The sequence below is a fragment of the Paenibacillus sp. BR1-192 genome, assembly GCF_029542445.1.
GTDB classification, from domain to species: Bacteria; Bacillota; Bacilli; order Paenibacillales; family Paenibacillaceae; genus Paenibacillus_AQ; species Paenibacillus_AQ lautus_A.
On record NZ_CP120718.1, the window covers coordinates 2,472,572 to 2,485,447 of the forward strand.

13 protein-coding genes are annotated in these 12,876 nt (G+C 52.2%); 9 read left to right on the forward strand and 4 right to left on the reverse strand.

The genetic code is table 11. From position 1 onward, the window contains the following. Positions 1-92: 92 nt before the first annotated feature. The 3 genes from P0X86_RS10860 to P0X86_RS10870 are packed head-to-tail and all read right to left on the reverse strand — an operon-like array spanning position 93 to position 2,061. Positions 93-425 (reverse strand): YolD-like family protein, encoded by a 333-nt coding sequence (locus P0X86_RS10860; protein WP_096773147.1) that lies wholly within the window; start codon positions 423-425, stop codon positions 93-95. Next, complete coding sequence (locus P0X86_RS10865; protein ID WP_096773148.1) at positions 422-1,687, reverse strand: DNA polymerase IV; 1,266 nt, start codon at positions 1,685-1,687, stop codon at positions 422-424. Before P0X86_RS10865 ends, P0X86_RS10860 begins: the two co-directional genes overlap by 4 nt. 11 nt (positions 1,688-1,698) lie before the next feature. Further along, the gene (locus P0X86_RS10870; RefSeq protein ID WP_096773149.1) at positions 1,699-2,061 is read right to left on the reverse strand and encodes a YhjD family protein; all 363 of its coding nucleotides are present in this window, start codon (positions 2,059-2,061) and stop codon (positions 1,699-1,701) included. A 191-nt stretch (positions 2,062-2,252) separates the two neighbouring features. On the opposite strand from P0X86_RS10870, the gene P0X86_RS10875 reads away from it, so the two are divergent. From P0X86_RS10875 to P0X86_RS10895, 5 genes are all read left to right on the forward strand, one after another. Beyond that, positions 2,253-3,842: a sensor domain-containing diguanylate cyclase gene (locus tag P0X86_RS10875; protein WP_277748496.1), complete on the forward strand. Its 1,590-nt coding sequence runs from the start codon at positions 2,253-2,255 to the stop codon at positions 3,840-3,842. Between the two features lie 166 nt (positions 3,843-4,008). Continuing rightward, a complete protein-coding gene (locus P0X86_RS10880) occupies positions 4,009-4,323 on the forward strand; it encodes an ArsR/SmtB family transcription factor (RefSeq protein WP_096773151.1) in 315 nt (104 codons plus the stop codon). A gap of 58 nt (positions 4,324-4,381) precedes the next feature. Then, a complete protein-coding gene (locus P0X86_RS10885; protein WP_277748497.1) occupies positions 4,382-5,785 on the forward strand; it encodes an FAD-dependent oxidoreductase in 1,404 nt (467 codons plus the stop codon). Between the two features lie 108 nt (positions 5,786-5,893). Beyond that, a complete protein-coding gene (locus P0X86_RS10890; RefSeq protein WP_192572551.1) occupies positions 5,894-6,217 on the forward strand; it encodes an ArsR/SmtB family transcription factor in 324 nt (107 codons plus the stop codon). Between the two features lie 125 nt (positions 6,218-6,342). Beyond that, positions 6,343-7,638 carry an arsenic transporter gene (locus P0X86_RS10895; RefSeq protein ID WP_186326405.1) on the forward strand — a complete coding sequence of 432 codons (1,296 nt, stop codon included), beginning with the start codon at positions 6,343-6,345 and terminating at the stop codon, positions 7,636-7,638. Between the two features lie 109 nt (positions 7,639-7,747). Here P0X86_RS10895 and pdxR read toward each other — a convergent pair whose 3' ends face one another. Next, complete coding sequence (gene pdxR / locus P0X86_RS10900; protein ID WP_277748498.1) at positions 7,748-9,184, reverse strand: MocR-like pyridoxine biosynthesis transcription factor PdxR; 1,437 nt, start codon at positions 9,182-9,184, stop codon at positions 7,748-7,750. Between the two features lie 292 nt (positions 9,185-9,476). Between pdxR and rpmG the strand changes: the two genes are divergently transcribed. The 4 genes from rpmG to P0X86_RS10920 all read left to right on the forward strand — a co-directional run bounded on the left by rpmG (position 9,477) and on the right by P0X86_RS10920 (position 12,831). Beyond that, the gene (gene rpmG, locus P0X86_RS10905; protein ID WP_277748499.1) at positions 9,477-9,626 is read left to right on the forward strand and encodes a 50S ribosomal protein L33; all 150 of its coding nucleotides are present in this window, start codon (positions 9,477-9,479) and stop codon (positions 9,624-9,626) included. A gap of 112 nt (positions 9,627-9,738) precedes the next feature. Next, positions 9,739-10,212, forward strand: coding sequence for a hypothetical protein (locus P0X86_RS10910; RefSeq protein WP_277748500.1), 474 nt, complete (start codon positions 9,739-9,741; stop codon positions 10,210-10,212). A gap of 195 nt (positions 10,213-10,407) precedes the next feature. Beyond that, entirely contained in the window at positions 10,408-11,301 is an 894-nt protein-coding gene (locus P0X86_RS10915; protein ID WP_277748501.1) for an alpha/beta hydrolase fold domain-containing protein, read from the forward strand. Positions 11,302-11,856: 555 nt separating this feature from the next. Then, positions 11,857-12,831, forward strand: a complete 975-nt coding sequence (locus tag P0X86_RS10920; RefSeq protein WP_277748502.1) for a Gfo/Idh/MocA family protein — start codon at positions 11,857-11,859, stop codon at positions 12,829-12,831. Positions 12,832-12,876: the final 45 nt, after the last annotated feature.

Sequence of the window (12,876 nt, forward strand, 5' to 3'; positions counted from 1 at the left end):
GGCTCCGATGATCCGAGAGGGCAGCAGGCAGGGGATCCGGCATGGGCAAGACGGCGGCGCGGCCAAGGCGCGGATATGGATGCCCGCGGCAGTCAATCACACGTCTCCGCCGTTTCAACCTCCAGTATATCTACCAGATTAATCCAAGTATCCCCGACAAGCAACCGCTCGTTCAGGGTATTGATTCGGGAGATCCTTCCGTTTACCGCGTAATTTCCGTACTCCCCGTATACTTGCAGCTGTATGGTTTCCTTGCTCCGGTAAGCCGTGCTGATCTTTTCTATAATCCACTGCATCTGCTGCTCATCCAGAAGAGGGTGGGCCTGCTTATGCTTCTCGCCCTGCTTCTCCAAAATGGCGTCGCGATGCTCAAACAGCATCATGCGGCTGGATTCCCATAGACCGTTTCCCGTTAGTTTTTTCATTTGTAGTGTCCTCCGATCTTGGCGTTCAGAAATTTCAGCTGGCTGGTTTTGGTTAGCGATGAGCCGAAGTAAACGGAGGAGGGACCATATTGGTTGTTGATATCGTCCATGGTATGTTCCAAATACATGAGCCGCTCCCGGTCGCCGAAGAGAGACAGCTGGTAAACGGCGTCACTCTGCAGTTCTCCGAGGGAGACCCAGATTTTGCGGACAGGGCCGCCGTCCCAGTGCTTGCGGAACAGCTCCTTGGCAGCCGCATACACTTCGCGGGACAGATGCGTCGGCTCGGCAATCTTCATTTGGCGGGAGAACCCCACCGGCCGGTCGAAATCGGCGCCCTGGGCGCCGGCGTGGACCACGTTGCCCATGTAGCCTTTGGCCCGCGCCCGCTGGCAGATGAGCATGGAGAGCTCGTTCAGCACGACATCGATGTCCTGCTGGTCGTGATAATCGACGGGAAGCGTGGTCTGCCGGCCGATTCCTTTTTGCCCGTCGAATGCATCGGGCGTCACCGGGGAATCATCATAACCATTGGCGGTTCGCCACAGCACTTCGCTCCAGATGTCGCAGTTTTTTTTCATGTAGCGCTTCATTTTGAATTTGAGATCGGGAAGCGGCGTATGGGCCAGCTCCCCGATGGTCTGGATGCCGAGCCGTGCCAGATGCTTCGTGGTCCGCGAGCCCACGCCGAACATTTTATGGGTGGGGCAGGCCCAGAGCGCGTCCATGGTGGCCTCGTTCAGCTCAAAGATGCCGTCCTCGTTCTTCTTGGCGAAATTGTCGCAGGCCAGCTTGGCAAGAACCTTGTTGCGTCCGATGCCGACTCGGGTATAGACGCCGGTCTCGCGCCGCACCCGCATCTGAATATGCCGGGCGAGCTCCTTCGGCGTGCAGCCAAAGTGCGCCAAGCTTGCCGTCACATCGATGAATTGCTCATCAATGCTGAACGGCTCCACGAGATCGGAATACGATTCGAGAATGCTCATGATCTGCAAGGATACCCGGATATAGGCGCTCATGCGCGGTTTCATCACGACCAGATCGGGGCATTTCTGCTGGGCCTGCCACAGGGGCTCCGCCGTGGTGACCCCGTAATCCTTCGCAAGCGGGCATGCCGCGAGAATGATGCCGCTTCGCCGGGAAGGGTCGCCGGAGACGACCAGGGGTCTGTTTTGGTATGCGGGATTCGCCGCTTTTTCAACAGAGGCATAAAAGGACTGGCAGTCCGCCAGAAAAACGACGCGCTGCTTGCGTTTATGCATGATGATTCCTCCTATTCGAGACGAATGTGAAATGTTTCAGCCAGACGCATTTGAATATCGGCCCTCACAAAATCCCACATCAGCTCCATGTCATGCTGGTAGCCGCGACATCGGTAGCGGATGGTGACGGAATGCTTCTGGCGCCGGGTTTCCAGAATGGCGATGCCGCGTGCGCGGCAGCTTCTCTTGAGCTCGGCGAGCTTCGCGAACGTAATCTTCTGAATGGTCTGCAGATGGAGCACGTAATAGTCGCTTATGCCGGTATGCTTCATGCTGCGGATATCCCGTTCCAGCACGTCCAGCAAAATCGGCAGAATGACGCAGTCCTTGACGGACAGCAGCTCTTCCTCGGTTTGCAGCGGAGACGCAGACATGCCTGATGCCTCCTCATCGTTCTTCATATGCTCCTCACTATTATATAACGAACATACGTTCGTTATGCAACTGGTAAATACAGAGCATGATGCGGCATTCCCTATATGGACTCCAAAACGTTTGTGAAGTAATATGAAAAGATCGTGTATTCATCCGGAAAAAATTTCATAAGAGTAGGGGTACAGCCTCCATGAACATACCCAAACGACGCCTCAAAATCAGTCTTGCGATGGTCATGCCTGCATTGGTTTCATTATCCATCCTGATGACGATGTCGATCATGGTCTACATCCAGTATAAAAACGAGAAACGATCCCTGTACGACACGACCATGTCGCTGAATTTATCATCCGCGCAAAAAATGGCGGTTACCATAGAAGCGCTTTTCTCGGGGATGCGCCAAAGTCTGCGCGCCGCCGCAAGCAACCCGGCCATTGAGGCAAGAGCGGCATCCGACGAGGAGGAGCTGCAGGTCATTTTTGATCTTATGCTCCAGAGCAGCCCTTACTTCAATTCCGTATTTTGGGCCGACGAAAGGGGGAGCATTCGGGTTGTTTCTCCTGCGGGGAATCAGGTAAACCATGCCCGATTAATAACGGAGGGGGCCATTCAAGCATTAAACGAGAGAACATCCTATCTTTCGGTACCGTATAGGAGTCCGACCGGCCGCTGGATCGTGTTTGCGAGCGAGCCGATTTTTGACGGATCCGGCAAGTACTGCGGCATGATAGCAGGCACGATTTATCTGGAAGAAAACAATATATTGCATCGGATCCTCGGATCCGGTGCGGGAAATGAAGAGGACTCCTATTCCTATATCGTGGATTCCGGCGGGAAGGTGCTCTATCATCTGGAGGAAAGCCGGGTCGGGGAGGACGTGAGTTCTAACGTGGTCGTGAGACGGCTCATGGATGGCGAGAGCGGCATGCAACGCGTGACGAATACGCAGGGCGACGATTACTTGACGGGTTATGCCAGCGTGGCGATGAATGGCTGGGGGATCGTCATGCAGACGTCGGTAAGCTCCATCCTGGCCGATGTCAATGGAAATTTGCAGGACCAGCTGAGAAGCATGCTGTTTCCCATCGCGCTCATGCTGTTCATTGCCGTATATACGGCCGCAAGAATTGCCGCCCCGTTTACCCGGCTCTATAAATTAACGAAATCGGTAGCAGCCGGCCAAACGGTGTCTTCCCAGGAATTCCGGCCGCATTGGAACCGGGAAGCCGACCAGTTGAACCGGATCATGGGAGCCGCTGCGGAAACGATGGCCAAGCAGACCCAGTCGCTGCAGCAGGAGGCGATCACGGATCCATTGACGGGGCTGTCCAATCGCCGGGAGCTGGAACGCTGTCTTGAGTCTTGGGATGCGCTCGGGGAGCCGTATGCCGTTATTCTCCTGGACATCGACCATTTCAAAGCGATAAACGATACATACGGCCATCAAACCGGCGATCAGATCCTGAAGCTCGTGGCAGCCGTCATGGTGGATTGCGCTCCCGCGGATGCGGTATGCTCCCGCTTTGGCGGGGAAGAGTTCGTCATTCTTCTTCGCGAACGCAGCCTGGATACGGCATACCGTATGGCCGAACGGATACGCAGGGCGATCCTGATTTCCCCGACCCCTTATTCCGGAACGCTCACCGTATCGATCGGCGTATCGCTGTATCCGGAGCACGGGGGAAACCGGGAGGATGTATTTCAAGCGGCGGATATGGCGTTGTACCGGGCGAAGGGGGAAGGACGCAACCGCACGGTGGCGGCTGGATTATCGGCATGAGAGACATCCTGGCCGCTTTGGTGAACCGGATATCTTTTTTTGTATATCGGGGTGTGATTCCGAGCACACTCCTATACAAATCAAAAAAATGGATGCTTGACGTGCTGCGGATCGCTTGCTACAATCATCACATCAAAATAATTTGATGGGAAAATGAGGTGACAACATGAAGGTCTCTACCATACATAACGACGTATTGAGCTTGTACGAACAGAAATTCAAAGCATTATCCGATAAGAATCGCTTGAGAATCATATATGAGTTAAATCAACGAGGTAAAGTATGTGTATGTGACCTGACGGACATGCTGGACCTCCCTCAATCGAAACTGTCTTACCATCTGAAAATGCTGCTCGATGCAAATATTATTTTGATGGAACGCATCGGAAAATGGAATTACTATGAGCTTAACGATGAGGAAGTCAAAGCGCTGTTATCCGAAAAGCTTTGCTGCGTTTTTTATCCGAATTCAAAGGCATAATTTTTTTAACCGATATATCAAAAAAAATTGATGGATTTGAAAAAAGGAGGATTTCCGTATGAAAAACATTGAGTTTAAGGTAACCTCATCTTCTTGTTGCACACCCCGAGTACCGTCAAACACCAAGGATACCGTCAAGGAGGAGCATGCTTCCTATAACGATAGCCTGCCCGTGGCGATAATCGGAGCCGGACCGATCGGGTTGGCAGCAGCAGCGCACCTAGCGGAGAGAGGACAAAATTTCATCCTTTTTGAAGCCGGATCCAGCATTGGCCACAACATCCTTCAATGGGGGCATGTACGACTATTCTCGCCATGGCAGTACAACATCGATAAAGCCGCCGAGCGTCTTTTGCGCAAACAAGGATGGAAGCCTCCTGTATTAACGGAACTGCCATTCGGTCAAGAGATTGTCCATCAATATTTAAAACCTTTAGCACAGTTGCCTGAACTGGAGCCCAATATCATGTTGAATTCCAGAGTGGTCTCCATATCGAAAAAGAATATGGATAAAATGAAATCGGCTCATCGCGAAGCTGCACCCTTCGTGCTTTATGTTGATGCAAATAACGCCACGCAGCGTTTTGAAGCTAGGGCCGTGATCGATGCGTCCGGAACCTGGGGACATCCGAATCCGCTGCATGCTGACGGAATATGGACGCGGGAAGAACGTGATTTGAAAGATCATATTTATTACGGGATTCCAGATTTATCAGCAGAACAAAGGCAGAAATACGCGGGGAAACGCATTGCAGTGGTAGGAGGCGGACACTCGGCGATCAACACTTTATTGGATCTGGCCCAGCTCAAAGAAACGGATTCGAATACGGAAGTGATTTGGGTGATGCGAAAGAAATCGGTGGAAGAAGCCTATGGCGGGGAAGAGAATGATCAACTCGAGGCTCGTGGAGCGCTTGGAAGCCGCATTCACCAGTTGATAGATGCAGGCCAAATCCAAGTGGTTACTCCATTGATGATTGAGGGGCTTTCCCAAAAAGACGGGAGGATCGGCATCAAGGGGACTGCCAATGGCGAAGCCAAGGAAATACAAGGAATCGATGAAGTGATCGTAAATACGGGGAGCCGACCTGATTTTACATTTCTGAGCGAGATCAGGCTTAGCATGGATCCGGCCACGGAGAGCGTTGAGGCGCTGGCTCCGTTAATTGATCCGAATGTACACAGCTGCGGCACCGTAAGACCTCATGGGGAGAAAGAACTTCGTCATTTCGATAAAAACTTTTATCTTGTCGGGATGAAGAGTTATGGCCGGGCTCCGACTTTCCTCATGGCTACAGGGTATGAGCAGGTCAGATCCATTGCAGCCTATTTGGACGGCGATCTGGAGGCGGCGTTAAAGGTTGAGCTGGAGCTGCCGGAGACCGGCGTATGCGGCGTTAGCAGTGGACCAAATGCCAACGATTGCTGTCTGCCAACCTCATCTGCTTCGGGCTGCAAATAAATCGCTTATACGATTGAAATCAGGCACACTTTCCATTAACATATAAGCATTTACTTATATGAGACAGAATCGTCATTTTATTTTGCCGGAGGAAAGGGATGAATCTTAATGGAGCCCATGAACGAAATAGCCGAGAAACTCAAATTGCTTGGGGATAAAACAAGGCTTACGATGTTGACGCTCCTTAAGGAAAGAGAATGGTGCGTTTGCGAGTTCGTGGATATTTTCGATATGTCGCAGCCGGCGATCAGCCAGCATCTGAGAAAGCTGAAGTCTCAGGGAATCGTCAATGAAGCCAGGCGAGGGCAATGGGTTTATTATTCATTGAATGTGGATGACATGCCGTATATCCAAGCCGTATTAAATGAGATGCCAGGCTCGCAAGAAGTATTGTCATCCATGAATAAGGAGGTTAACTGTACTTGTAACTAACCGAGAGTCAGCCGGCATTCGCATAAAGTAGAATTGTTGTTCATTATATAAGGATATAGTTATATATTGATTCACCGTGAAACATAATTGTATTCCGGCTCAACACGTCATTGGAGGTTTGTACATTGGTTTCTGTTGTCCTGGCCAGCATCATTTTTATTGTCACTTTAATTTTTGTCATTTGGCAGCCTAAAAATCTATCCATTGGATGGTCGGCTTGCGGAGGCGCTTTGCTGGCGCTTCTCGTTGGAGTCGTGGACTTCCAGGATGTGTGGGACGTCACCCGGATCGTATGGAACGCAACGCTCGCCTTTGTTGCAATCATCATTATTTCGTTGATATTGGATAAAATCGGGTTATTCGAATGGGCTGCGCTGCACATGGCCAATGCCGCCCGGGGAAACGGCATCCGGATGTTTGTGTACGTCTCCTTGCTTGGAGCGGTTGTTTCCGCATTCTTCGCGAATGACGGAGCGGCGCTCATCTTGACACCGATCGTACTTGCCATGGTACGGGCGCTGAATTTCGATGAACGAAAGGTATTTCCGTTTATTATCGCAAGCGGCTTTATTGCGGACACCACCTCGCTACCGCTTGTCGTCAGCAATCTGGTGAACATCGTATCTGCCGATTTCTTCGGCATCACGTTCATCGAATACGCTAGTCGCATGCTGGTTCCGAATCTGTTTTCTTTGGCAGCTAGCGTTCTGGTGCTTTACTTGTTTTTCCGCAAAAGCATCCCGCGGAATTATGACGGTACCCAGCTGAAGCAGCCATCCACGGCAATTCAGGATCCTGCCATGTTCCGTTTATCATGGATCGTATTGAGCATGCTGCTGATCGGTTACTTTGTGTGTGAATTTGCAGGTATACCCGTATCGATCGTCGCCGGCGTTATCGCGATATTGTTCCTGCTGATGGCGAGAAAAAGTCCGGCTGTGCAAACCAAGGAAGTGCTTAAAGGGGCGCCATGGGCGATCGTGTTTTTCTCGATCGGCATGTATGTCGTCGTATATGGCTTGCGCAATGCAGGCCTTACGGATCTTCTGGCCGGCGTCATACAGAGCGCAGCGGATCAAGGGTTGTTTGCCGCTACCATGGCCATGGGTTTTATTGCCGCCATGATTTCGTCCATTATGAACAATTTGCCGACGGTGATGATCGATGCACTCGCTATCGATGCAACCCATACGTCGGCAGCCATTAAAGAGGCCTTAATTTATGCGAACGTGATCGGTTCCGATTTAGGTCCCAAAATTACGCCGATCGGCTCGCTGGCAACCTTGCTTTGGCTGCATGTCCTTTCTGCCAAGGGCGTGAAGATCAGCTGGGGAACCTATTTCAAAACAGGGATCATATTGACCATCCCGACGTTATTCATAACCCTCTTGGGTTTATATATCTGGTTGACCCTATTGTAAATGATCAAAATAAGAGGAGAGGGCAAAAGAAAGCATGAAAAAAGGTTAGCTTTCCGAAAGCTAACCTTTTTCCTGCTAAAGGGCAGGGGGCACCGCTCCCGGTGCTGCCCTATTGAATGGCGGCGTGCAGGGCTTGGGCGAACTTGGAGATTCCGGAAGGGATATCCTCGGCCCTGGCACGGGCGTAAGTGAATCGCACATATCCGGAAGCCGAACCGTACACGCTTCCCGGCGCGAAAATAACGCCTTTTTGAATGGCGGCCTCCAGCAGCTTGCTGTCATTCACTTCCGGCACGATCTTGCACCAGAGATGCAGGCCGCCCTTCGGCACATGGAAATGAATCAGGCCTTGCAGCTCTTTCTGCAGGGCCTCGATCAGTAAATCCCGCTTGTACAGCAAGCTCGCTCGCAGCCTGTCCAGGTGGGGAGCAAAATAGGAAGAGTCGATAAACTGGACGGCAAGGCTTTGGGGAACCACGCTCAGCCCGAAATCCATCTGCTGCCTGGCGTCTGCGAGCCGCTCCACAATGGAATTCGGGGCGACCATCCAGCCTACGCGAAGGCCGGACGCGGCTATTTTCGAGAGTGACCCGATGTAAAGCACCGACCCGATGGAATCCACGGATTTCAAAGGAGCCGGCGGCGGGCACTGGTAGGCGGTCAAACTGAAGGGATCGTCCTCCACGATGGGAAGTCCAAGTTCACTGGCTGCATCCAGCAGCTGCGACCTTCGCTCCTGAGCCATGACGGTGCCGGTCGGATTCTGAAAATTCGGATTAATGAAGATCATCTTGATCCGGTGTTTCTTGTACAGGGAGCGGATGTCCTCCGGCCGCACCCCTCGTTCATCGACAGGGAGTCTGAACAGGCGAAGGCCGGCCGATTGAAACATCGGCAGCGAATAGCAGTACGACGGATCTTCAATGGCCACCGCATCGCCTGGCGACAACAAGCACTGCGTAATGAGATACAGCGACTGCTGAGACCCCGACGTGATCAATATGGAGGATTCGGTGGTCTGGATCCCCCGGTATTTTTTCAGATACGTAACCAAAGCCTGCCGGAGCGGACCATATCCCTGCGGGTTGTCATATCCGAAATAGGACGTGTTCGATTTTTGACTCATTAACGTATTCATTTCTTGGATCGGCGCCAAATCGCCGGCAAGCTCTCCGCTGGCAAAATCGATCAATGAGGGATCATGCGCCAGCGCTTCCCTAATCCGGCGAAGAAAAGGGAGATTCGGCAGGAAATTCCCTCCCTCCGCATAGCGGCGCCAGTTCGGCGTATGCTTGGGCGTGGCTCCCCATTTGGAGTTGCTGACCCGCGTTCCGCTTCCGGAACGGCTCTCTATGATTCCAAGCGCCCGAAGCTCCGAGTAAGCCAGAACCACGGTGCTTCGATTAACCCCTAACTGCTCCGCAAGCTTTCGTTCGGATGGGAGTAAGCTGCCCGGTGGAAACTCACCATAAGATATTCTTTGCTCCAGATCATCGGCAATTTGCTGATATAGAGGTCGTGTGCTGCTACGATCCGGCTTCCACACCTTCCTCATCCTTTCGTGACATATTCAGGCGGTTTCTGTCTGTAACCTTAATCATATCATTTAGCCTAAATAAAGGCTTTTCATAATTTCATCATTACGATGACAAATCTTGAGCGATCCCTTCAATATGGACGGGATATCGGACTGCGAGTTGGACGGGCAACATGACCGACTTCCCGAAATGCGGCTGTAAGTTGCTCCGATTTCTTGACAAAACATAAAAACGGGAATAAAGTATATTTTAATTAATCGTAATTATTACGATTAAAACAAAAGACAGGAGGTGCTGAATATGCGAGTGACCATAACATTGGCATGCACGGAAACGGGGGACCGTAACTATACAACGACCAAAAATAAACGAAATCACCCGGAGCGGATGGAAATGCGCAAATATTGTCCGCGTTTGAAGCGGGTGACGCTGCATCGGGAAACCCGTTAGCGCATGCTTTAACGCAAGCCGGACCAGCCGTCCGGCTTATTTGACTTCAAACGAAATGGGACTACACTAAAAGTAACAGCAAGAGACCATGTCAATGAGGGGGATGGACGGGATGGACCAGGAACGACAGGATTCCGGCGGAGAGATGCTCCTGAGCGCACATACCCCGGAACAGTGGAGACGGAGAAGGCAGGAGCTAAACGAGTGGATCAACAGACGCAAGGTACGCAAACAGCCCAAACGCACGCGGTTGTTCGGCAATGCCCCTGTCGACGAGCAATTGTATCCGATATTGATGTCGCTGCAGCAGGCGGGCTTGGAGACCGAGTTTTCCTGCGCGGGCGTAAGCCCTCTCGATGAGCCCGTGGATCATTCCCTGTACGCCTACCTAACCTTTTTCGCAAAGGGTCCAGCGGAGCGGTTTGCTGACATACTTATCGAAAATATGAAGCATCGCGCTCTGATTACTTATGAGCCAGCCCGTCATCGCTATGACGTATCGTCGTTTTTTATCGGACATAACCGGTCCTTCTGCCTTCTTCTGCAGCGCAGCGCGGATCAATTACTGAGCGATTCAGCCCGGTAGAATGCGGGGCTTTACATAGGGTATCATCGTTTAGCCGGCTCAGAGCCTTGAGCAGCTTAGTCTCGGACTACCCCATTGGTTAACGCTTCTGTATCAATTGCCACAGCGGCCGTGCCGCGTGCGGTGATATATTGAAGCAGAACATGCACCAGCCTGCCCTATATCGATAACGTCCAGCAAAGGGGAGAAAACCATATGCCGAGTAAAGAGAGTACGGCTGTAAAAGAGCAGCTGACCGCCGAGGGATTTCATCATAAATGGGAACATGCCGGAACGATTCGGCAGTATATCGAAACATTGCCTCCATATCCTGCGTTGTCCGAGGAACAGGAAGGATTTGAGACCCGCCGTTTCCATAGCGGATCGGGCGTAAGCATGAATTATTATGTATCGCATGGCACGAAGGAACGGGGGACCGTCGTTTATTTGCACGGCGGAGCCTATATCGAAGAGATTCTGCCGCCCCACTTCGCGTTTGCCAGGCAGTGGACGAAACGAACCGGTTTCACCGTCATCCTACCCAATTACCCCACCGTTCCGGCTGCCGATGCGAAAACGCTGACGGGGCTGATGCGCGAGTTTTATGTGCACGTATGCGCCCAGGCCGGGAGCCCGGTACTTCTTATGGGCGATTCGGCCGGCGGCGCGCTGGCTCTCGACATGGCCCAGTCGGTCAAGGAGACGCCGCTGCAGGCACAGGGGCTGATTCTGATCTCGCCATGGGTGGATGCAGCCACGGACAATCCGCAGATATCCGCGCTCGGCATCCCGCAGCGCGACGTCTTTCTCCAGCCGGTCGGGCTCGGAGCGGTAGGAAGGATGTATGCAGGAGGCCTTCCGATGGACCATCCTGCGGTCAGTCCTCTGTTTGGCGAGATGGGAAGCCTTCCCCGCACGGTCATTCTCGCAGGAACCGACGATTCCCTGCTGCCGGACGCTCGCCTGCTGCGCGATAAGATGGCCCGGGAAGGCGTCGATACCGAGTACTGGGAATACGAGAACATGATGCATGTGTGGCCCCTGTTTCCGATGCCTGAAGCCGATGAGGCACTGGAACGGCTGCATCAATGGACGGCGCGCGAAGGTTGAAAGCCGAAATGGAGGGTGACCCGCCATCCAATTGGATGGTCACAACTGTCGCTCAATTGGATGGTGTGCATCGGCCGATTGTTCATTATAATGAGGCAGAAACGACCATTTCATGATGATATAGGTTGATCCTGAAGCCTCAGGTTCTATAATAGATTGTATATAATGAATAATCGAATGGGGTTGTTTGTGGTTGGTTATGTATATTATCGTCATCGCGCTGGCATTAATTGGAGGAATATCAACGCTTCTAGTAGGATTATCTCAGGAGAATAAGAAGGCAAACCCGAACTATGAGCGGAAAACGAGAACCAATCTCACGAAGCTGCTCATCATTTATCTTGTTTCGTTAATAGCGTTTATTGTGATATGGATGATTTTCAGATAGGCTGAGTCCGCTCCCGGTCCATGACCGAAGAGCGGGCTTTTTTTATTCAAATAAAGGAATTGAGGACAAGGCCGACGAAACATGATGCTTGCCGGGCTTTTCCGGTACTATGATAATGAAGAAGAGCAGGGCATCGTCTCTGATGGAAGGGGAGGTTTTAGGATCAGATGGCATTCAACATAGGAATGATCGGTACAGGCTGGTTCAGCAGAGTGCATGCAGATATTGTGTCCAACATGGACGGAGTGAACGTTGCCGCCTTTGTCGGGACAAGTCAGGAGAAAGCGGAACAAGCGGTGCGGGGCTATGCCGGGGCCAAGGCGTACAGCAACGTTGAGCAGATGCTGGATGCAACCAAGCCCGATGCGGTTTATATCTGCGTTCCGCCGTTTGCGCACGGAGAGATCGAAGCCCAGGTGGCGGAGCGGGGCATTCCTTTTCTGGTCGAGAAGCCGCTGGGCACGAACCTGGATGCGCCACGGCAGATTCTGCATGAGGTGAAGAAGGCCGGTTTAATTACGTCTGCAGGGTATCATTTCCGTTATACGGATGCGGCCATCAAGGCCGCCGAGCTGCTGGAAGGCCGGAAGATCGGGATGGCGCTTGGCTACTGGTTGGGAGACATGCCGCAGGTGTACTGGTGGAGACAGCAGGAAGGCTCGGGAGGGCAATTCATTGAGCAAACCACCCATATGGTTGACCTCCTTCGCTGTCTGCTGGGCGAAGCGGATGAAGTGTATGCGGCTTTTGCCCATCGAGCGATGAAGGATGTTCATGAGGGGGTAACGGTACACGACGTGGGCACTGCGACGCTGAAATTAAAATCCGGCGCCGTGGCAACGATCTCCAATACCTGCATGCTGCCGGAGTCGGATCGGGCTGGCTTGGATATTTATACGGAGCAGGGGATCATCGGCATTCAATCCGATAAACTCATCGTCAAGGAAAAAGGAAGAACGACGGAATACCGCAATGCGGTTAATCCGTATCTTCGGGAGAACGAAGCGTTCATCCATGCGGTTCGCACCGGCGATGCCTCCGGAATCTTATCCTCCTACGAGGATGCGTTTAAAACCATGGAGATTACCTTTGCTGCTTTGCAGTCGGCCGAAACGGGGGTCCCGGTGAAGATCGGGGAATGATCCTAAACATCCAGCGGTCGCAACAGAATCCCAAGGTGTCCCGCA

What these genes read in the sequence shown, in the direction of transcription:
- P0X86_RS10915 (WP_277748501.1), top strand. Translation starts at nt 10,408, where the DNA reads ATGCCGAGTAAAGAGAGTACGGCTGTAAAAGAGCAGCTGACCGCCGAG.
- P0X86_RS10885 (WP_277748497.1), top strand. Translation starts at nt 4,382, where the DNA reads ATGAAAAACATTGAGTTTAAGGTAACCTCATCTTCTTGTTGCACACCC.
- P0X86_RS10870 (WP_096773149.1), bottom strand. Translation starts at nt 2,061, where the DNA reads ATGTCTGCGTCTCCGCTGCAAACCGAGGAAGAGCTGCTGTCCGTCAAG.
- P0X86_RS10890 (WP_192572551.1), top strand. Translation starts at nt 5,894, where the DNA reads ATGGAGCCCATGAACGAAATAGCCGAGAAACTCAAATTGCTTGGGGAT.
- P0X86_RS10865 (WP_096773148.1), bottom strand. Translation starts at nt 1,687, where the DNA reads ATGCATAAACGCAAGCAGCGCGTCGTTTTTCTGGCGGACTGCCAGTCC.
- P0X86_RS10910 (WP_277748500.1), top strand. Translation starts at nt 9,739, where the DNA reads ATGGACCAGGAACGACAGGATTCCGGCGGAGAGATGCTCCTGAGCGCA.
- P0X86_RS10860 (WP_096773147.1), bottom strand. Translation starts at nt 425, where the DNA reads ATGAAAAAACTAACGGGAAACGGTCTATGGGAATCCAGCCGCATGATG.
- P0X86_RS10875 (WP_277748496.1), top strand. Translation starts at nt 2,253, where the DNA reads ATGAACATACCCAAACGACGCCTCAAAATCAGTCTTGCGATGGTCATG.
- P0X86_RS10880 (WP_096773151.1), top strand. Translation starts at nt 4,009, where the DNA reads ATGAAGGTCTCTACCATACATAACGACGTATTGAGCTTGTACGAACAG.
- P0X86_RS10920 (WP_277748502.1), top strand. Translation starts at nt 11,857, where the DNA reads ATGGCATTCAACATAGGAATGATCGGTACAGGCTGGTTCAGCAGAGTG.
- rpmG (WP_277748499.1), top strand. Translation starts at nt 9,477, where the DNA reads ATGCGAGTGACCATAACATTGGCATGCACGGAAACGGGGGACCGTAAC.